Below are 18,300 nucleotides of genomic sequence, written 5' to 3'. Positions count from 1 at the left end.
TTCGACAAGCTCAGCACGAACGGTGGCTGTAACTGTCTTAAGTTGAAAGCGCTGTAAGTAGTTGATTATAATATTAATAATAGCTGTTATAGCGTCGTAATTAAATAGCGAATTGGCTGCTGCTTAATAAGCTTGCTGTTCTTTTACGTGTTAAGTCAAAACCGACCAAACCCAAAGCTATTAAGCCCATTAAATTAGCTTCTGGCACGGGAATGTAGTTAATACCGTAAGTATCAATATTCATATCCCAGCCATTACTGCCATTCATCACCATAGTCATAATGCCGCCTTTGTTAATTTTAGCTATACCATCAAACGATAGATTAAAAAACACATCCGCGTTTAATAAGTTTGCGCCCAATGTATTATGACCAGAAATAAGTTGCAGTGGGTTAGTGCTTCCATCGCCAAAGTAGAAATCTACAAAGGTAGGATTAGAATCCGTATTGTTAACAAAAAATTGGAATTGTGCGGAAGTATTTTCAGGCACGAAATCAGCAGCCACATTCCAAGCAACAGACACGGTGCTGTTTTCACCAGCACCGTTAATTACTTGTAAATAACCGCCGCCAGGTTGTACAACTTCAGCAAAAGCAGTTGGTTTATAGTTAAAGGGTGCGGCGGCATTAACAGGAAAAGGCGTTGCGAATAATTCGTGTGTTAGCGTTCTATGTATTGAAGGAATAATTGAATTAACGTTATTTACAATAGTTGAAACGCCACCGTCGGATATTTCCTGAGTGCCAGAACCTGATACTTTAGGTACTGTTTGTAAGGTAGTATCTTTTACAGTTGCATGCGGTACAGAAAAATCATCAATAGGGATCAACTTAGCATGTGCAGATGCAGTTATTAAAAAGCCAGCAGCTAGCGCTGCTAAGATTGTGTTTTTTTTCAGATTCATTAAAACTCTCCACAGGGGAACAATAAATAAAGGGTGTTATATTGATGCGAATAAAAATTAAGTTACACGGGATTTTAGCTTCAGTTTTGAAGGGAAAATTGAGCTGATTTTCAGGTGGTCTTGGTAGGGTTAGATAATTAGGCGCACCGTGTGTGCAGTTAATCATAAGCACAAACAATGCCATATTGAGTAGTGCGTAGGCTTATATGCTTGCGGAGTAAGTGACATAAAACGCCATTTATTTACAATTTTTTGCAAGATACGTGCTGTGTATACAGTACAAAAATTATGAAAATCACGCTTGTTTACTATTGTTATTGTAGGTGAGAGTGAGATAGTTTGGCTTTTTGAGTCTGCTAACAATAATTCTGGGGCAATACCGCCAACAATGACAATAATTTGCGTCACATTGTGACAAATTTTGTCATAAGCGTACTCAAAAATAGCTTAGGAGCTGACAAATTTTGGCAGTTAATTTAAATATCGGCAATGGCAGGACACGCTTTTTCTCTAACGAAAAAACCGAGTGAAGTGTGTTTTGATGCCTGATTTTGTTGTGAGTGGGTTAATGCGCTTAGGCTTTGTTGAAGATGCCTTTAACGCATTAACCTTGGTGCGTTAAGACAGTTTTTTATATTTTAAGCGATGTGGTGTATCCGCATCGCTGCCTAAGCGACGATGTCTGTCGGCTTCGTAATCTTCGTAATTGCCTTCAAACCATACCACATGGCTGTCGCCTTCAAACGCCAGAATATGCGTGGCAATTCTGTCTAAAAACCAACGATCATGCGAAATAACCACCGCACAACCTGGGAAGTTGAGCAATGCGTCTTCTAGCGCTCGTAAGGTTTCCACGTCTAAATCGTTAGTGGGTTCGTCGAGCAACAGCACGTTGCCGCCGGTTTTAAGTAATTTGGCTAAGTGGACACGGTTACGTTCACCACCGGACAATTCACCAATACGTTTTTGCTGATCGCCGCCTTTAAAGTTAAAACGTCCAAGATAAGCACGAGAGGGTGTTTCATATTTGCCCACAGTAATCATATCAAGGCCATCCGATACTTCTTCCCACACCGTTTTTTTAGCATCCATGTCATCGCGCAATTGGTCAACATAAGACATTTCTACGGTTTGGCCAATGGTTAGCGTACCGGAATCCGGTTGTTCAAGCCCTGCCATCATACGGAACAAGGTGGTTTTACCCGCACCGTTAGGGCCAATAATGCCAACAATGCCACCAGGCGGCAGTTTAAAGTTCAAGTTATTAATTAATAAGCGATCGCCAAAACCTTTGCTGATATTGTTGGCTTCAAACACCACATCGCCCAAGCGCGGTCCTGGTGGAATATAAATCTCCTGGGTTTCGTTACGCTTTTGTACATCAATCGATGATAACTCTTCAAACTTGGCCAAACGCGCCTTACTTTTGGCATGGCGACCTTTAGGATTGGAGCGCACCCATTCCAGTTCGGCTTTCATGGCTTTTTGGCGGTTGCTTTCTTGTTTATCTTCCAGTAATAAGCGCGCACTTTTTTGTTCTAGCCAGCTGGAGTAATTGCCTTCCCACGGAATCCCTGATCCTCTGTCCAGTTCTAAAATCCAGCCAGCGACATTATCCAAAAAATAACGATCATGGGTTACAGCAACCACAGTACCTGGATAATCATGTAAAAAACGTTCCAGCCACGCGACCGATTCAGCGTCTAAATGGTTGGTTGGCTCATCCAGTAACAGCATATCTGGATTAGACAACAGTAAGCGGCACAGTGCCACGCGGCGTTTTTCGCCACCGGATAGCTTGGTGACATCGGCATCCCAATCTGGTAAGCGTAACGCATCGGCTGCAACTTCCAGTCGACGATCCAAATTATGCCCATCACAGGCATTAATAATATCTTCCAGTCGCGCTTGATCTGCTGCCAGTTTGTCAAAATCGGCTTCGGGATCAGCGTAAGCCTGATACACCGCATCCAGCTCTTCCAAAGCCGCTTTAATAGGGGCAACCGCTTCTTCAACATTGCCGCGTACCGTTTTAGTGGCATCAAGTTGTGGCTCTTGTGATAAATAACCGATATTGATACCTTTAAGCGGAATTGCTTCGCCTTCAATTTCTTTATCAATGCCAGCCATGATTTTAAGTAGCGTGGATTTTCCTGAGCCGTTTAAACCCAATACGCCAATTTTTGCGCCAGGAAAAAAAGACAGCGAAATGTCTTTTAGAATATATTTTTTGGGTGGGACTATTTTACCCACCCGATTCATTGAATAAATGTATTGCGCCATAATGATATTTTTAACTAAAGGATAAGAAAAGTATTGCGATAATAAGCATTCAAAATGTGAGACGCTGCGTTTAGAGCAATAAGTCTATTATTTCACGTTATGGTGGATTGTTGTGAGAGCGAGTGAAACTTTGCTTTTGCCGCTCACTTTTAAGGTTAGATTAAAATGGGTTGCTATTTGGGTAATTAGGCAATAAATTATGATTGCTATTCACGCACAAACTCATCTTCTGTTTATTTTTGTGGTTATTTCTTTACTTATTTTGCTTGTGATGGTAGGTAATTCAAAGTATTTGCTCAACATTTGTAAATTATACTATGCTTAAAGATGCTTTTTAGCATTTATATACCTAAATCTAGTGCGCCGTTAAAGTTGATATGTCGGGTATATTTTTGACCCGCGTGAGGTTCTATGAGGTTTTTAAAGCCGCGTAGGTCTCTGTGTAATACTCGACAGAATAAAGTTAACAAACTACGGGATAGTATTTATTTAATTCATTATTTTTTACTTACGAAGGAACGATTATGAAACAGAGCTTAGCTGAATTTATTGGAACATTTTGGTTGGTTTTAGGCGGCTGTGGCAGTGCCGTATTAGCGGCTGCATTTCCGGACGTGGGCATTGGTTTATTGGGGGTATCGTTTGCTTTTGGTTTAACTGTGTTAACAATGGCTTTTGCCATCGGGCATATTTCAGGTTGCCATCTTAATCCAGCTGTATCTATTGGTCTTTGCGTAGCGGGTCGCTTCCCTGCGAGTAAATTATTACCCTATATTGCCGCACAAGTTTTAGGCGGTATTGCAGGTGCCGGTGTTTTATATTTAATTGCCAGTGGTAAAGCAGATTTCAGTTTAGCCAATGGTTTTGCATCTAATGGTTTTGGTATACATTCACCAGGCGGCTACTCTTTGCTTGCTTGTTTGGTCACTGAAGTGGTTATGACCATGATGTTTTTATTGATTATCTTAGGTTCTACCGACAGCAGAGCGCCACAAGGTTTAGCGCCAATTGCGATTGGTTTAGGTCTAACGTTAATTCATTTAATCAGTATTCCTGTGACTAATACGTCCGTCAATCCCGCTAGAAGCTTGGGTGTTGCTGTTTTTGCAGGCGACTGGGCGATAGGACAGGTGTGGTTGTTTTGGGTTGCGCCTATTATTGGTGCAGTGTTAGGGGCTGTTATTTATAAAATTATAGGTAGTACCGAAGAATAAACGCCACGTTAATTTTTAAAGTCTCACTTTTCAATGATTACCCCCTGTGTTTAAAACTTTGCTACATTTTAGTTTATTGAGTGCTGCGGGGTTAATCAAAAATACAACAATACCCATTTAAACGGCGACATACCGGTAATTTTTGCGACAGTATTCAATAGTTTGCTATATCATAACGGCTAGGGCAGTCTGATTAGTCTGGCCTTATTGGTTTTACTTTATTTGATTAGGTAGGAGAAAAAACGATGAGTCTATTAAGTAGTCTGGCACAAGTTGCAATACAAAGTGCGCTAGGTGGGAGCGGGCAAAGCCAAACTCAAAATCTGGTCACTGGTGTTATAGGTATGTTACAAAACTCTACTGGTGGTTTGACAGGCTTGGTGGAAAAATTTCAAAAATCTGGATTGGGAGATGTTGCCGCGTCTTGGGTAGGAACAGGGGATAATAAGGTGGTAAGTCCTGAGCAAGTTGTGGAGGTGTTAGGGCAAGAGAAAGTCACTGAACTTGCTAAAGAAGCGGGCATCCCTGAAGAAAAAGGCGCTGAGGTATTGGCACAAGTTTTGCCTACGGTGGTTAATGAGATGACCCCTGATGGTGAAATTCCAGAGCCGCATAAGTTTGGTATGTTATCTAAACTTATATTGGGTGGCTTGGGTGCGGCGGGTGTGGCAATGGCAGCCAAAGCTGCGGCCTCTGCTTATAATAATCATAATGAAAATTCGGTCAGTACTGACAATGGTGTTATGGCGGATGCAGGCGCCTCTATGGGGAGCGCTGTGTCTGATGTGGCCGCTGCTGAACCAGTTGCAGTCACAGCAGGTAGAACTTACACTGTGGCTTCGGGTGATTCTTTGTCAAAAATATCCAAGCATGTGTACGGTGATGCCAGTCACTGGTCGCAAATTTTTGAAGCGAATCGTGACAAGTTAACTGATCCTGATCGTATATTTCCTGGGCAAGTGCTGCGTATTCCTTAGTTTTAACAAGGTACTAACGCGAAGCTTGGCTTTAAACAGCAATCGTTTGACCCAAAAAAGCCACCCTATGGGGTGGCTTTTTTTTAATTAATTTAACCGATTCGTTAGCAATGGGTTAAATCGTTCCAGTGCGGTGATCAAATCTAAGGTGTTAAGCCCTGACCAACAACAATCACCTTTAATGCGTTAGTGCCGCCTTCTACGCCAGTTAAATCACCTTTGGTGATGATAAACTTATCGCCGTCTTTGGCCAGATTCCATTTACGCAATTCTTTCACAACATCCCGATTAACTTCGGCGTGGTCATGATGTTCATTTAACGTAAAGTGGATAGGGAAAACACCACGGAACAAAGTCACTTTACCCAGGGTTTTTTCACGGTCGCTCATGGCAAAAATAGGAATACCGGAGCTGATTCTGGACATCCACAACGGGGTTGAACCCGACTCAGTTAAAGCGACAATACCTTTAATTTTACTGTGGTTGGCCATATACATAGCCGACATAGCAATCGCTTCATCATCGCGATCAAATTGGATATTGATGCGGTGATCCGATTCGCGCACGCTGCGTTGTTTTTCAGCTTCTATACAAATACGGTGCATGGCTTCAACCGCTTTAACAGGGTATTTACCTGAGGCCGTTTCCGCAGACAACATAATGGCATCGGTACCGTCATACACTGCATTGGCTACGTCAAATACTTCGGCGCGGGTTGGAATCGGGTTTTCAATCATTGATTCCATCATCTGCGTCGCCGTAATCGCCACACGATTGAGTTCACGGGTGCGTTTAATGAGCATTTTTTGTACGGCGGGCAAGTTAGCGTCGCCAATCTCAACGCCTAAATCGCCACGCGCTACCATTACCGCATCGGATGCCAGAATGATTTCATCCATGACATCAGGTACGATGGCTTCGGCACGTTCCACTTTAGAGACGATGCCTGCATAACAGCCTTCCGCTACCAATAAGCGACGTGCTTCATTCAAGTCTTCTGCACAACGTGGGAAAGACACCGCCACATAATCGCACTTCATTACTGCGATAGTTTTGATGTCTTCTTTGTCTTTGTCTGTTAACGCGGCAGCAGAAAGGCCTCCGCCCATTAGGTTAATGCCTTTGTTGTTGGACAAATCGCCTGCGACAACCACGGTACAATTAACCCGCATGTTGACAACATTCACCACGTCCAGCACGATGCGGCCATCATCCAGTAATAAACGGCTGCCAGGTACAACTTCCAGGGCTAAGGGTTCGTAGGTAATGCCGACTTGAGTATTATCGCCCGCTAACGGATCGAAATTAATATCCAGAGCAAAGTCTTGGCCTTCAACCAGATTGACTTTGGTGTCTTTAAAACGGGCGATACGGATTTTAGGGCCTTGTAAGTCGGCAAGAATACCGACGCGTCGTCCGGTTTTTTGGCTCAGATCACGCACCATTTGGGCTCTGTTGATATGATCTTGTGCAGAACCGTGTGAAAAGTTCATACGGACTACATCAACACCGGCGCGAATCAGTTCTTCTAGGACACCTGGCTTGTCTGTCGCAGGCCCCAATGTTGCTAAAATTTTGGTTCTTCTTAACATTAGGTTTTTGAATCCTTATTTAGCGTTAAATAACGCAACAGTGGTATCTAACATACGGTTTGAGAAGCCCCATTCGTTATCGTACCAAGACAGAACTTTAACAAAGTTGCCGCCGGTAACCTTGGTTAACGCTGATTCGTAGATTGAAGAATGCGGGTTGTGATTAAAGTCTGATGACACCAATGGCTCATCATTAATCGCCAAGATACCTTTTAAAGAACCGGCAGCGGCGGCTCTTAATACGCTGTCGATTTCTTCTTTAGTGGTAGGGCGTGAAGCCTGGAAGCATAAATCCACAACAGAAACGTTGATGGTGGGTACGCGCATGGCGAAACCATCTAATTTGCCTTTCATTTCTGGCAATACCAAACCTACGGCTGCCGCTGCACCGGTTTTGGTGGGGATCATGGATTGGGTAGCAGAACGGGCGCGTAGCAAGTCGCTGTGGTATACGTCGGTTAATACTTGGTCGTTAGTGTAGGAGTGGATGGTGGTCATCAAACCGTGATCAACACCGATAGCATCCATTAAAGGTTTAACCAAAGGCGCTAAACAGTTGGTGGTGCAAGACGCGTTAGAAATAACGGTATCAGAGGCTTTTAAGGTATTGTGATTAACACCAAAAACAATCGTCGCATCAACGTCATCGCCGCCTGGCGCTGAGATGATGACTTTTTTAGCGCCAGCTGCAATGTGTGCAGAGGCTTTGGCTTTGCTGGTGAAGAAACCAGTGCATTCATGTACCACATCAATGCCTAATTCAGCCCAAGGTAATTTAGACGGATCTCTTTCGGCAAAAACACGGATTCTGTCGCCATTAATAACGATGTAATCACCGTCAACGCTGACATCAAATGGGAATTTGCCATGTACGGTGTCGTATTTGGTTAAGTGTGCATTGGTTTTGGAATCGCCTAAGTCGTTAATGGCAACTACTTGAATTTCATTGGTGCGGCCAGACTCGTATAGCGCACGCATGACATTGCGGCCGATGCGTCCATAACCGTTAATTGCAACTTTAATTGGCATTGAGTGTCTCCTGAGACTGATGGATTGAAAACGTTTGCTGAATGGGTAAAAATACCCGTAAAGCTTTTGATTATAGCAAAATTTGTAGTCTTTCGTCTACGTGATGCTGGGGGGTTATTGTAATTTTGGCAATTGATGACAGCGCCGACTTTATCATGAATATGACACGCTAAAATCAGCGTAACTTAGTCGCTAAAAAATTATTCCTCAACTGTCACAAAGGCCATTTTAGCAATTCCTGCTTGCTGCACTGTGGCCATGACTTCTGCTACTTTTTTATAAACCACGGCTTGATCGGCATATAAATGCACACCGACATCTTTATTTTTAGTAAATTCTGCTTTCAGCGTGGCTTCCAAGGCGAGAAGGTTTATAACGGGCTGTTTGTTTAATGTTATAACACCTAGCGCATCAATGCCCAGTTGCAATGGCTGTGCATCTATATTGGCGCTGGTTGAGGCGGTTTTAGGTAAGGTAACATGGACAGATTGCGTTAACAACGGTGCTGTCACCAGCAAAATAATCACTAATACCAACATAACATCAACCAGCGGGGTAACATTAATTTCGCTCAGCGCACCGTCACTGTCAGATTGTGGTTTAAATGCCATGATTACACCTTTGCTTGGTTGTCTGAGCTTAATGCGGCGTGCATAAAGCTGACCACGAAATTTTCTAAGCCCACACGGTGTAATTTAACGCGGCGTAAGAAAAAGTTATACGCCAACACCGCAGGTACGGCGACAGCAATGCCGACGGCGGTAGCGATCAGTGCGTCACCAATCGGTCCTGCGACCACATCTAAACTGGTTGAGCCACTTGCAGTAATTTGGTGCATGGCGTGCATAATGCCTAATACCGTGCCAAATAAGCCTACAAACGGTGCGGTGCTGCTGATACTGGCCAAAATGGTTAGGCCGCTTTCCATTTGGCGTGCTTCTGTTTGCATTTGCACGAGCAGATGTTGCTCCAATAATTCATCGGTTTTGCCCTGAAATTTTAGCACTTTACCTACTGATTTTCGACTCTCGGTTAACCAGGCGAGGCCTTGCTTTGCAATACGCGCTTGTGGGCCGGCGAAGGTGTTTTCTGGTAGCGCCTGCGTGCCTGCCAATGAAGCTGTATTCCAGAAAATTGTATTGAAACGTTGATTGAGCGCACTGTTTTGCCAAAATTGCCAGGATTTAAAGATAACTAATGTCCAGGTGATGATTGAAAAAATCAATAGCACATATAACGTGCCATCAATAATCAGGGTAGGGGTGATATGTTGAAACATGAAAATGCCTTTTTAGGTCAGTAAAAAAATTAAATGGGCAGGCGAGCCACTTTTCGCCTTTTTAAGTATCGTTAGCTAATTAGTTCAGGCTGCATACGTAGGTTTATGTTAATAATGAACCTACCGAAAGGGTTGTCTGCGAAAAACACGAAAGTTTTATTTGGGGTATTCTTTTGTGGGAATTACCTTAAAACAGAACAGAAAAATGTTAATTTAGATTAAAGTTAAATTTTTTCGTTGCGCTACCATTTACCGCTTTGCCATTCACCATTTTGGCTTTAAATCTGAATTTTTGTATGGCTTCTAAAGCCGATGCGTCAAATATACCCGGTGGCGATGCGCTAACGATATGGGCATTAGTGACCTCACCTGATGCGGTCACGGTAAATTCAACTTTAGCCCAACCTTCAATATTGCGGCTTTTAGCACGCATTGGATACGTGGGTTTGGCTTGTGCTAATTCAACCACGCCAGAAGACACGGTGTTATTATCTTGGCCGCTACTGCCGGCTTGTTGCACTGGTTTACTTGGCGCTGTTTTGGCGCTTGAAAACGCTGGGCTTGGTTTAGATACTTGTGTATAAGGTTTTAAAGACGAACGATTAAACACTGTTGTTGAATGCGCGACCGATTTGCTGGTAAGCACTGCTGGTGTTCTGGGTAAGTCTGCTACTTTATGGCTTGGGCTTTTAGGTGTCACCGGTTCGCTGATTTTATGGGCAATAACAGGCGTTTTTTGCACCTGGGGTTTACGAACAGGTGTTGATTTTTGCGCCACAACAGGCTTAACAATGTCAGGTGTTTTGGCTTTAACATGGGATTTACCGGCTGTTAATTTAGGCGGTATTTTCTTGGGTTGTTCAGGCGTTAATGGTTTGGGTTTGAGTTTGGGTTCGATTTTGGGTTTGGGTGGTTCTGGTTTGATTTTAGGTTCAGGTTGAGCCATGAGTAATACTTGCACCAGTTTACGCGACTTATTTTCTTTAACCGCATGGCTTTGCTGTAGTAGCCAAAAAATGGCGATGATATGCAGAAAAACCACCAGTATGGCCAATAAACCTAGTAGCATTCGATGATTGATTTCGCGGGTCAGAGCTACCAATAAAGTTGATTCTTGTGCGCTGTTGCGAATATAGGTCATTGTAAATACGGTATATTTTTAAGAATAATGGCTGTTGTGGATTTGAAAACAAGGGCAGTAATACATAAAGATCAGTGCAATTTTACATAAGTATTTGTTTTTTAATAAGATAGAAAATAATATCACAAATTGATTTTTTTAGAAATGGCCGGTCAGGTAATTTAAGCGCAGCAAGCTGCTGTTTAAAAGCCGTTGTACCGAGTCTGTATTACCGGTATTTTGTAGTGTGTCGCTTACGATAGCGCTGAGCAGTATACGGCCTTAGTCATACAGGGTTAGACAGGTTCTCGCTATGAATTCTATGATAATATGAAGTACATTCATTCCTTGTTCAGCCTGACAGTTGTATTGTCGCTGTTAAAAATCGCCTTCCCGTTATGTTAAAAAAATCATTGCCGCTTATTTCGACAGCCTTGCTGTACAGTATTTTTTATTTTGTAAGTAGCATTAAGTTTGACGTTCAGATTCAGGCTAAAGCCATCCCCTTTGATTTTTTAGTCCAGCTGGGGTTTAGTTATATTTTGTATGCCTTGTCCAGACGGCTGTGGATTTTTTTGATCATTCAGACGTTGATCATGGGTATTTTGTATATCGGTAATGCTGTCAAAATATCATTTTTTGGCGGTCCGATTATGCCGGATGATGTGTACGCGTTACGATCATTGTTATTAATATTAGAGGGCTGGCGATTTTTTGCCGCCGCGATTCCTTTGGCCGCCATAGCGTGTTTGTTGGTATTTAATTTTTCTATGCGCCATTGGAGTGCATATCTTGCCAGTACGATTGCGGTGTTACTGGGTATTACGGTGGTTTATAAACCGGTATCTATTCTTACCCCCCTAGATAAATACACCGGCAGCTCTGTTTGGGATCAACGCTCTAATTACTTGTGGCATGGCGCAACTGTTTATACCTTGCAGGAAGGCTCGCGTTATTTTGCTTTGGCCGATGCGCCACCCGATCAAGACAGTGTGCAGCAGTCTGCTGAAAATTTGCTGAATAATATAGCCAAAACGACAGAGCCGCCTAAAGCTTTTACGCCGCGTAATATTCATTTGGTGTTATTAGAATCTTTCTGGGATCCCAGTGAATTGAAAAAAGCCAAATACACTCCCAATCCGTTATCGCCAGAGTTTCGTAAGCTGTGGAAAAGCGCAGAATATTCACATGCCATGCCGCCGGTGTTTGGTGGTTACACAGCCAATTCGGAATTTGAAGTACTGTGTGGTTTTCCGGTGGTGAAAGATAACGTTAAGTTTGAACGGCAATTATTGAATTCCGTGCCGTGCTTACCGCATATTTTGGCGGATAAGGGCTATCGCACCGTGGCATCACACCCCAATGTGCCGGTATTTTGGAATCGGGTCAATGTGTACCGTAACATAGGTTTTCAAACCTATTGGTCGATTAAAGATTTTGTGCAAGATGATATGAATCGCGAATTTATGGCGGATTCTACTTTGTACCGGCAAGTCACTGAGAAAATTTCCGATTCTTTAGAAAAAAAGCAGCCTATTTTGGATTATATCGTCACCTATTTTGGTCATTGGAATTATCCATTGGGCGCTAATCGGCCTAGCAAGGTTAAATCGGCCTCTAAAGTGGAAGAGGTGACAACGTATGCCAATACCGTGTATTACAAATCCCGTGAATTGATGGGCTTTATTGACGATATGCGCAAACGCGACCCAGACAGCATTATTGCCGTATTTGGTGATCACTTGCCGTTTTTGGGGGAAAATTTTGCCGGTTATGTTGATTCTGGCGTATTGGCAGCGCAGCGCGGTGAGTTTACTCCCGCTATGTTCCGATTGTATGTGAGTACGCCGATAATTATTATTGACGGTAAGCGTGGCCCGCTTAAATTAGGTAGTATGCCTTTATACCAAGTGCCTAAATTGCTTTTGAATCTGCTCAATTTTAATGAGCCGAGCATTATGGACTATACCTCAGCGCCACCCGATGTACGGGTGCGTCCGTTGCCAGGCTTGCATTTTAATGTGCTGCAAAACAATAAAATTGAAGTTTGCAAAGAACCTCCTTACCTTAATACGTGTCAAAATTCGGCGCGGTGGTTGAGTGATGTGAATGTGGTCAGTAATGATTTGTTTATTGGGCGGCAGTTTTCGCGCCCTAAACAGGTGACTGAGATTTCCAAAGCATTAACTGAGCCAGCGCCGGTTGCCCTGCCATTAGCAGCGCCTACGGTGCAGCCGTAATATAAAACTCTAATCGTGATTTTTTGGGAGTATGGAATGAAAAAATATGTTGCTCTGGCCGCAAGTGGTTTAGTGTTGTTGTTTTCCACCGGTACGCGTGCAAATCCGGTTAACCTGCCCATTCAATTGGATTACAGTCTGATTAAAAAAGCCTTGGTGAGCCAATTATTTACCGGTCAAAATCATTCTGCACAGTTGTGGAATGATAAGCACGGCTGTAGTTTTTTAAATCTGACCAACCCTAAAATTAACGGTGTTAAAGGTCAGATTCGTATGCTAAATGATGTTCAGGCGCAGTTTGGTACGTCTATAGGTGGCCAATGTTTAACAGTTTTAAAATGGGAGGGCGTACTGGAAACCTTTCAGCAACCAACGTTAAATACTGATCATTCGGTACTGAGCTTGCCAGTAAGCAAAGTCAATGCCTATGATCAAACCGGCCATCAGTTAACGATTGATAAATTACAGGAGCTAATTAAAAAAGTTGCCGCGCCAAAGCTGGCTGACATAAAAATAGACTTAAATCATTCACGCGCGGATATTGAGAAAACCTTAACTAAGTTTGTGCCTAAAGAAAACGCACCTGCTGTTAAGACTATGCTAGACAGTTTAAAGTTTGGCAGTGCAGAGGCTAACGATAACGGCGTTGCCATTAAATTAGCGTTTGATGCACCGCTAAAAACAGCGGTTAAAAAACCGGTGGCAGCGTTTAGCGCAGCTGAGATAACACAATGGCAAGCATCGTGGAAAGAATGGGATGCGTTTTTAACACGGGCGATTAAGCAAGCGACCCATGATACGAAGTCACCGGCACTGCGTAAAACCTTAACGACGATTTTGGGGCAATCACGTATTGCCTTTAAAGCCGGCTTGCAAAGCCATGATCCTAACAATGATCCGGTACGCGCATTTTTTACCCAGACCTGGGAGCAATTGGCACCGCAATTACACGCGTTATCTAAAGATTTACCGGAAATACAAGGTTTGCGTTATGCAACTTTTATTGCCGCTACTGATGTTATCTATGAATTAGATAAAATAGGTGCGCCTTTAGGATTAGAATTGTCATCGGATGGTTTGCGGCAATTAGCCCGCTTGATGATAGCTAATAAAGATGCACCTGCCGTTAAACCTGTGTCGTAATAGTTACCATAAGCTATGCTTATGCTGTGATGATAAGGATGAGACCATGAATAAAACACTGTTGATATTATTGGCAATAACGGCATCTGCGGTACAAGCGGAGGTATTTAAATGCACGTTGGCCAGTGGTGCAGCTGAGTATCAGTCAACACCGTGTATAACCCCAAAAACACAACAAAAAATTGTTGATGTTAAGCCCTTGAGCCCACAGCAAGAAGAGCAGGCGCGGTTAAAGTTACAAGAATGGTACAAAAAACAAGACACCCACGGTACGGCAAAAAAACACCTAAAAAAAGATCGGCAAGCGGAGCGCGACAAAAAGCTTGGCTTGTCGGTTACGTCACTTAAGGCCGCCGTCGCAGGGCAACAAACCACCACGGTACAGCCATTAGTGGTTGTGGCAAAGCCGCAAAATAAAACCAAAGCGTCTAATGATAACAATGCTGTGATCTTAGGTAAATAAAACTATTGTGATTTAACGCAGGCTTTCAAGGAGTGAAACAATGAAAAAGATGTTGTTTGTAGTATTGGCAGTAACAACGGTTTCGGTCAATGCGGCGGTGTTTAAGTGCCAATCCCCCAGTGGGGGATTGGAATACAAATCAGGTTCGTGTGCGCCTTTAGATACGGAGCAGGCGGTACTTGCTATAAAAGCTAAAAATCCACAGCAAGAACAGCAAGCACGAATGCGTTTACAGGCTTGGCAAGAGAGACAAGAGGCAGATAAAAAACAAAAACTGGCGGTTGCTAAAGCACGGCAAGCTGAAGTAGATAAAAAAATTGCATTAAATGCGGCTGTTCGTACTGCCACAGCAGCCGAGCAGCAGGCTTTGGCGACGCAAGCGTTAGCTGGACAAATAGAGCGGCAAAATCGACTCAATGCGAATAATAGTTTGTATGAGCCACAGCATCATTATGATCAACAGCAGCAGGATAAAATGTACAGTGGTAATCAGGAACATCAGCTATTTGGCGAGAGTCATACGGATGATTTGCATCGCGCACGGCATGGTCACCAGGGTCGTCATCCGCGTCGGCATAATGAACAAGTGCAGCATCCAGAGTAATTGAGTGATTTTTAATAATGAAGCTATCAAAAAGATTATTTACGAAAAACACGCAATATAAAGCCATTTTTCGTGTCTTATTAAAGTCAAATTGGATGCTGGAGAATTGTTAGTGGAACGTATTTAACGGCTTATGGCTATTTTTGGATAGAAATGGCATTTACCCTCGATAAAGTCGTACCTTGGGGACGTTCTTATCAAGAGTACGTCAACATGTTTGCTCTTACCGAAGCCGATTTGCAAGGTCGCATACTGGGTTGTGGTGATGGGCCAGCCGGTTTCAATGCGGCATTGACGGCGCGTGGTGGCCACGTTGTTTCCATCGATCCTGTTTATGCCTTCGACGCTGTACACATCAAAAGTCGCATTACTGAAACTTACGATACCGTGCTGAGCCAAGTACGCAAAAATCAAGCTGATTTTGTGTGGACAGCGATTACGTCGGTTGATGAACTTGGACGGGTTCGCATGTTGGCAATGGATGCATTCCTGTCAGATTATGCGGCGGGGAAAAATGAAGGTCGTTATATTGCAGGGGAATTACCCTTGCTGCCTTTTGATAGCGGCAGCTTTGATATTGCCTTGTCGTCGCATTTTTTGTTTTTGTACAGTGAGCATTTATCCGCTGAGTTTCACCTGCAAGCGTTATTGGAGATGTTGCGGGTAGCACAGGAAGTCAGGGTGTTTCCTGTACTTACGCTGGCTGGCGAACCTTCCCCTCATCTTGCTGCCATTATGGATGCACTAGCAAAACAGGGCTTCTGTGCTGAGATTCGGCGTGTGGCTTATGAATTTCAGCGCGGTGGTAATGAAATGCTGGTGGTTAAGGCTCTCTGATGCGTTGTTACGCATATCTAAATCAGAGTTGAGTTTTTCTAATTAAGGGCTAATATAAGCACTTAGTTAGGCACTTATTGGGGTTACAGATGCAACAAATATTCGCTTCTTTTAGCGCAAGCATTTCTGAATTAAAGAAAAATCCAACAGCCTTGTTAAACAAAGCTGATGGTGAAGTAATTGCCATTCTCAACCATAATTTGCCTACCGCTTATCTTGTTCCTGCGGGTGTTTATGAATTGTTGCTGAGTAAATTGGAAGATTATGAATTAGGTGAAATAGTTAACGCTAGGCAAGCAGAAAAGCCCTTGGCAATTGAAGTTACGCTTGATAACTTATAAATTAAAATTTCTGCTGAGCGCAAAAAAAGAATGAGACAAACTGGATAACGGCATCAAAATACAATTTAAAAACAAGCTGAAAAAGTGTTTGGAAAATCCCCATATTGAGGCCAATCGATTAAGTCACTTTGAGTGCGCTTACAAAATAAAGCTACGCTCAGCAGGTTATCGGCTTGTTTATGAAGTTGATAATCAAGAAATTATTGTTTTTGTTATTGCTGTTGGAAAAAGAGAAAATAACGAGGTTTATAAGACAGCAGCAAACAGGGCTAAAGTTTAATTTTCTGTACAATTCGGCGTGTGGCTTATGAATTTCAGCGTGGTGGTAATGAAATGTTGGTGGTTAAACCGTACTGACTCGTTAAGTTACGTAGGTTGGGTTGGTGCTGTTCCAATCCAACATTTATCGCCTCATGTGTTGGGTTGCGAAAAGCGTGCAACCCAACCTACGCAGCTGCTGTTATAGAAGTGGAGAATGGCCGCGCCTCAACGCAACATTATGCATTTTCCGATGGCAAGCGTAAAATATGGGTGTTGTCCTATCTGGAGATGATATGAATTTTCATATTGAATACGAACAAGAAAATGATGGTCGCTGGTTAGCGGAGATTCCTGAAATTCCGGGCGTACTTACTTATGGCGCTACCGCTAATGAGGCGATGGCCAAAGCTGAGGTATTGGCGCTTCGCGTACTTGCCGAGCGAATTGAAACAAAAGAAAGCCTCCCGATGCCAATCTGCATTGATTTTGTTGCTGCGTGAGCCATTGCCTTCGGTAAAAGCTAAACGTGTTCTTGCGGCGCTACTGGCTATTGGTTGGAAAGTTAAGCGTCAATCTGGGTCGCATCGTACCCTTTCGCGGAATGGTTGGCCTGATTTTGTGTTCGCCTTCCACGATGGTGAAGAAATTGGATCCCGTATGCTTGCTCGTATTTCTAAGCATACTGGATTGAGTCCAAATGATTTGTAAGAGCTATTCTTTGTGTTGTTTAATATGATGCTGTAGCCCGTTGAGATGTTGGGCTGCGAAAAGCGTGCAAGCCAACCTAACCGACTGTTGTATAATTGGTCGTACTACAATTGTGGCATATTGCATCAGGGGAGTGTTTATGAGTGTTTCCATCCGCATCAATGATCAATTATATGAGGCTGCCAAACAACGTTCCAAGGCTGAATTTCGTTCTGTACAAGGACAAATAGAATTTTGGGCTAGCATTGGACGTGCTTCTTTAGATAATCCAGACTTGCCGGTTGAATTTGTGCGTGATGTGCTGGTTGCTCGACAAGAAGAGTCCGAGCCATTTGAATTTGGTGACTAGGTGTGCGCATTGAACAAAAACCCACTTTTCGGCGTAGTTACCGGAAGTTACATCCAAATCAACGGAAAATTGTTGATGACGTTATTCGATCCATCCTAAAAACGCCCTCTATTGGGGACGAAAAGCGTGGTGATCTTAAAGGTGTATGGGTTTATAAATTTGATTGCATCAATCAGCTTTACCTCCTGGCTTACGAGTATTCTGATAGTTTGCTGATGCTGCTTGGATTGGGGCCGCATGAAAATTTTTACCGTGATCTCAAGCGGGATTAACGTTCAAAAGCGAGTAGGTTGGGTTGATGCTGTTCCAACCCAACATTTAATTGCGCCAAGTGTTGGATTGATATTGTTTCAACCCAACGTTTAGCCCATGTGTTGGGTTGCCAAACAGCAGGCAACCCAACCTACGCGGCTAAGCATACTGGATTGAGTCCAAATGATTTGTAAGAGCTATCCTTTGTGTTGCTTAATATGATGCTGTAGCCCGTTGAAATGTTGGGTTACAAAAGCTTGCAACCCAACTTATACAGTTAAAAAGTGCGGAAAAAACCGAAAATTTTAGTTACGTAGGTTGGGTTGATGCTGTTCCAACCCAACATTTATCGCCTCATGTGTTGGGTTGCGAAAAGAAGGCAACCCAACCTACGCGGCTAAGGAACGTCTACGAAATAAGTCGAGCAACTTGAAACACACTACCGTTCGTCCTGAGTTTATCGAAGGATAATTGGCCATCAGTAATATAAAGTGGATACACTAAATTTTAGTTACGTAGGTTGGGTTGATGCTGTTCCAACCCAACATTTATCGCCTCATGTGTTGGGTTGCGAAAAGAAGGCAACCCAACCTATGCGGCTAAGGAACGTCTACGAAATAAGTCGAGCAACTTGAAACACACTACCGTTCGTCCTGAGTTTATCGAAGGATGATTGGCCATCAGTAATATAAAGTGGATACACT

20 protein-coding genes are annotated in these 18,300 nt (G+C 43.2%); 13 read left to right on the top strand and 7 right to left on the bottom strand.

Going from position 1 to position 18,300, the window contains the following annotated elements; all coding sequences use genetic code 11:
• Window positions 1–100: 100 nt before the first annotated feature.
• Together CRENPOLYSF2_RS11175 and ettA are read right to left on the bottom strand one after the other, a co-directional pair.
• Complete coding sequence (locus CRENPOLYSF2_RS11175) at window positions 101–904, bottom strand: hypothetical protein (RefSeq protein WP_087144030.1); 804 nt, start codon at window positions 902–904, stop codon at window positions 101–103.
• Window positions 905–1,522: 618 nt separating this feature from the next.
• Complete coding sequence (gene ettA / locus CRENPOLYSF2_RS11170; protein ID WP_087144029.1) at window positions 1,523–3,187, bottom strand: energy-dependent translational throttle protein EttA; 1,665 nt, start codon at window positions 3,185–3,187, stop codon at window positions 1,523–1,525.
• 524 nt (window positions 3,188–3,711) lie between these two features.
• Here ettA and aqpZ point away from each other — a divergent pair.
• Window positions 3,712–4,401: an aquaporin Z gene (aqpZ, locus tag CRENPOLYSF2_RS11165; protein WP_087144028.1), complete on the top strand. Its 690-nt coding sequence runs from the start codon at window positions 3,712–3,714 to the stop codon at window positions 4,399–4,401.
• A 245-nt stretch (window positions 4,402–4,646) separates the two neighbouring features.
• Complete coding sequence (locus CRENPOLYSF2_RS19500; RefSeq protein ID WP_087144027.1) at window positions 4,647–5,378, top strand: YidB family protein; 732 nt, start codon at window positions 4,647–4,649, stop codon at window positions 5,376–5,378.
• A 143-nt stretch (window positions 5,379–5,521) separates the two neighbouring features.
• On the opposite strand, the gene pyk is transcribed toward CRENPOLYSF2_RS19500, so the two are convergent.
• From pyk to CRENPOLYSF2_RS11135, 5 genes are all read right to left on the bottom strand, one after another.
• Window positions 5,522–6,970, bottom strand: a complete 1,449-nt coding sequence (pyk, locus tag CRENPOLYSF2_RS11155; RefSeq protein WP_087144026.1) for a pyruvate kinase — start codon at window positions 6,968–6,970, stop codon at window positions 5,522–5,524.
• Between the two features lie 15 nt (window positions 6,971–6,985).
• The gene (gene gap / locus CRENPOLYSF2_RS11150; RefSeq protein ID WP_087144025.1) at window positions 6,986–7,999 is read right to left on the bottom strand and encodes a type I glyceraldehyde-3-phosphate dehydrogenase; all 1,014 of its coding nucleotides are present in this window, start codon (window positions 7,997–7,999) and stop codon (window positions 6,986–6,988) included.
• A gap of 200 nt (window positions 8,000–8,199) precedes the next feature.
• Window positions 8,200–8,610 carry an ExbD/TolR family protein gene (locus CRENPOLYSF2_RS11145; protein ID WP_087144024.1) on the bottom strand — a complete coding sequence of 137 codons (411 nt, stop codon included), beginning with the start codon at window positions 8,608–8,610 and terminating at the stop codon, window positions 8,200–8,202.
• Between the two features lie 2 nt (window positions 8,611–8,612).
• A complete protein-coding gene (locus tag CRENPOLYSF2_RS11140) occupies window positions 8,613–9,278 on the bottom strand; it encodes a MotA/TolQ/ExbB proton channel family protein (RefSeq protein WP_087144023.1) in 666 nt (221 codons plus the stop codon).
• Between the two features lie 208 nt (window positions 9,279–9,486).
• Window positions 9,487–10,419, bottom strand: coding sequence for an energy transducer TonB (locus CRENPOLYSF2_RS11135; protein WP_087144022.1), 933 nt, complete (start codon window positions 10,417–10,419; stop codon window positions 9,487–9,489).
• Window positions 10,420–10,796: 377 nt separating this feature from the next.
• Here CRENPOLYSF2_RS11135 and CRENPOLYSF2_RS11130 point away from each other — a divergent pair, with 377 nt between their 5' ends.
• The 11 genes from CRENPOLYSF2_RS11130 to CRENPOLYSF2_RS11080 all read left to right on the top strand — a co-directional run bounded on the left by CRENPOLYSF2_RS11130 (window position 10,797) and on the right by CRENPOLYSF2_RS11080 (window position 17,616).
• Complete coding sequence (locus CRENPOLYSF2_RS11130) at window positions 10,797–12,638, top strand: LTA synthase family protein (RefSeq protein WP_087144021.1); 1,842 nt, start codon at window positions 10,797–10,799, stop codon at window positions 12,636–12,638.
• Between the two features lie 36 nt (window positions 12,639–12,674).
• On the top strand, window positions 12,675–13,781 hold the full coding sequence (locus tag CRENPOLYSF2_RS11125) for a hypothetical protein (protein ID WP_087144020.1): 1,107 nt from the start codon (window positions 12,675–12,677) through the stop codon (window positions 13,779–13,781).
• 46 nt (window positions 13,782–13,827) lie between these two features.
• Window positions 13,828–14,244 carry a DUF4124 domain-containing protein gene (locus tag CRENPOLYSF2_RS11120; RefSeq protein ID WP_087144019.1) on the top strand — a complete coding sequence of 139 codons (417 nt, stop codon included), beginning with the start codon at window positions 13,828–13,830 and terminating at the stop codon, window positions 14,242–14,244.
• A gap of 40 nt (window positions 14,245–14,284) precedes the next feature.
• Window positions 14,285–14,848 (top strand): hypothetical protein, encoded by a 564-nt coding sequence (locus CRENPOLYSF2_RS11115; protein WP_087144018.1) that lies wholly within the window; start codon window positions 14,285–14,287, stop codon window positions 14,846–14,848.
• Between the two features lie 153 nt (window positions 14,849–15,001).
• Complete coding sequence (locus tag CRENPOLYSF2_RS11110) at window positions 15,002–15,685, top strand: class I SAM-dependent methyltransferase (RefSeq protein WP_087144017.1); 684 nt, start codon at window positions 15,002–15,004, stop codon at window positions 15,683–15,685.
• Between the two features lie 89 nt (window positions 15,686–15,774).
• Window positions 15,775–16,026 (top strand): type II toxin-antitoxin system Phd/YefM family antitoxin, encoded by a 252-nt coding sequence (locus CRENPOLYSF2_RS11105; protein ID WP_087144016.1) that lies wholly within the window; start codon window positions 15,775–15,777, stop codon window positions 16,024–16,026.
• 40 nt (window positions 16,027–16,066) lie between these two features.
• A complete protein-coding gene (locus CRENPOLYSF2_RS11100; protein ID WP_217884100.1) occupies window positions 16,067–16,306 on the top strand; it encodes a type II toxin-antitoxin system RelE family toxin in 240 nt (79 codons plus the stop codon).
• 274 nt (window positions 16,307–16,580) lie between these two features.
• Entirely contained in the window at window positions 16,581–16,787 is a 207-nt protein-coding gene (locus CRENPOLYSF2_RS19235; RefSeq protein ID WP_087144047.1) for a type II toxin-antitoxin system HicB family antitoxin, read from the top strand.
• Window positions 16,720–16,995 carry a type II toxin-antitoxin system HicA family toxin gene (locus CRENPOLYSF2_RS11090; RefSeq protein WP_245807978.1) on the top strand — a complete coding sequence of 92 codons (276 nt, stop codon included), beginning with the start codon at window positions 16,720–16,722 and terminating at the stop codon, window positions 16,993–16,995. The genes CRENPOLYSF2_RS19235 and CRENPOLYSF2_RS11090 overlap by 68 nt, the downstream gene beginning before the upstream one ends.
• Before the next feature lie 139 nt (window positions 16,996–17,134).
• On the top strand, window positions 17,135–17,344 hold the full coding sequence (locus CRENPOLYSF2_RS11085) for a ParD-like family protein (protein ID WP_087144014.1): 210 nt from the start codon (window positions 17,135–17,137) through the stop codon (window positions 17,342–17,344).
• Between the two features lie 2 nt (window positions 17,345–17,346).
• Window positions 17,347–17,616 carry a type II toxin-antitoxin system RelE/ParE family toxin gene (locus tag CRENPOLYSF2_RS11080; RefSeq protein WP_087144013.1) on the top strand — a complete coding sequence of 90 codons (270 nt, stop codon included), beginning with the start codon at window positions 17,347–17,349 and terminating at the stop codon, window positions 17,614–17,616.
• Window positions 17,617–18,300 lie beyond the last annotated feature (684 nt).

The sequence above is a fragment of the Crenothrix polyspora genome, from assembly GCF_900163755.1.
Classification (GTDB): Bacteria; Pseudomonadota; Gammaproteobacteria; order Methylococcales; family Methylomonadaceae; genus Crenothrix; species Crenothrix polyspora.
This window is presented reverse-complemented; position numbering and strand designations above follow the sequence as displayed.

What these genes read in the sequence shown, in the direction of transcription:
- CRENPOLYSF2_RS11175 (WP_087144030.1), bottom strand. Translation starts at nt 904, where the DNA reads ATGAATCTGAAAAAAAACACAATCTTAGCAGCGCTAGCTGCTGGCTTT.
- ettA (WP_087144029.1), bottom strand. Translation starts at nt 3,187, where the DNA reads ATGGCGCAATACATTTATTCAATGAATCGGGTGGGTAAAATAGTCCCA.
- aqpZ (WP_087144028.1), top strand. Translation starts at nt 3,712, where the DNA reads ATGAAACAGAGCTTAGCTGAATTTATTGGAACATTTTGGTTGGTTTTA.
- CRENPOLYSF2_RS19500 (WP_087144027.1), top strand. Translation starts at nt 4,647, where the DNA reads ATGAGTCTATTAAGTAGTCTGGCACAAGTTGCAATACAAAGTGCGCTA.
- pyk (WP_087144026.1), bottom strand. Translation starts at nt 6,970, where the DNA reads ATGTTAAGAAGAACCAAAATTTTAGCAACATTGGGGCCTGCGACAGAC.
- gap (WP_087144025.1), bottom strand. Translation starts at nt 7,999, where the DNA reads ATGCCAATTAAAGTTGCAATTAACGGTTATGGACGCATCGGCCGCAAT.
- CRENPOLYSF2_RS11145 (WP_087144024.1), bottom strand. Translation starts at nt 8,610, where the DNA reads ATGGCATTTAAACCACAATCTGACAGTGACGGTGCGCTGAGCGAAATT.
- CRENPOLYSF2_RS11140 (WP_087144023.1), bottom strand. Translation starts at nt 9,278, where the DNA reads ATGTTTCAACATATCACCCCTACCCTGATTATTGATGGCACGTTATAT.
- CRENPOLYSF2_RS11135 (WP_087144022.1), bottom strand. Translation starts at nt 10,419, where the DNA reads ATGACCTATATTCGCAACAGCGCACAAGAATCAACTTTATTGGTAGCT.
- CRENPOLYSF2_RS11130 (WP_087144021.1), top strand. Translation starts at nt 10,797, where the DNA reads ATGTTAAAAAAATCATTGCCGCTTATTTCGACAGCCTTGCTGTACAGT.
- CRENPOLYSF2_RS11125 (WP_087144020.1), top strand. Translation starts at nt 12,675, where the DNA reads ATGAAAAAATATGTTGCTCTGGCCGCAAGTGGTTTAGTGTTGTTGTTT.
- CRENPOLYSF2_RS11120 (WP_087144019.1), top strand. Translation starts at nt 13,828, where the DNA reads ATGAATAAAACACTGTTGATATTATTGGCAATAACGGCATCTGCGGTA.
- CRENPOLYSF2_RS11115 (WP_087144018.1), top strand. Translation starts at nt 14,285, where the DNA reads ATGAAAAAGATGTTGTTTGTAGTATTGGCAGTAACAACGGTTTCGGTC.
- CRENPOLYSF2_RS11110 (WP_087144017.1), top strand. Translation starts at nt 15,002, where the DNA reads ATGGCATTTACCCTCGATAAAGTCGTACCTTGGGGACGTTCTTATCAA.
- CRENPOLYSF2_RS11105 (WP_087144016.1), top strand. Translation starts at nt 15,775, where the DNA reads ATGCAACAAATATTCGCTTCTTTTAGCGCAAGCATTTCTGAATTAAAG.
- CRENPOLYSF2_RS19235 (WP_087144047.1), top strand. Translation starts at nt 16,581, where the DNA reads ATGAATTTTCATATTGAATACGAACAAGAAAATGATGGTCGCTGGTTA.
- CRENPOLYSF2_RS11085 (WP_087144014.1), top strand. Translation starts at nt 17,135, where the DNA reads ATGAGTGTTTCCATCCGCATCAATGATCAATTATATGAGGCTGCCAAA.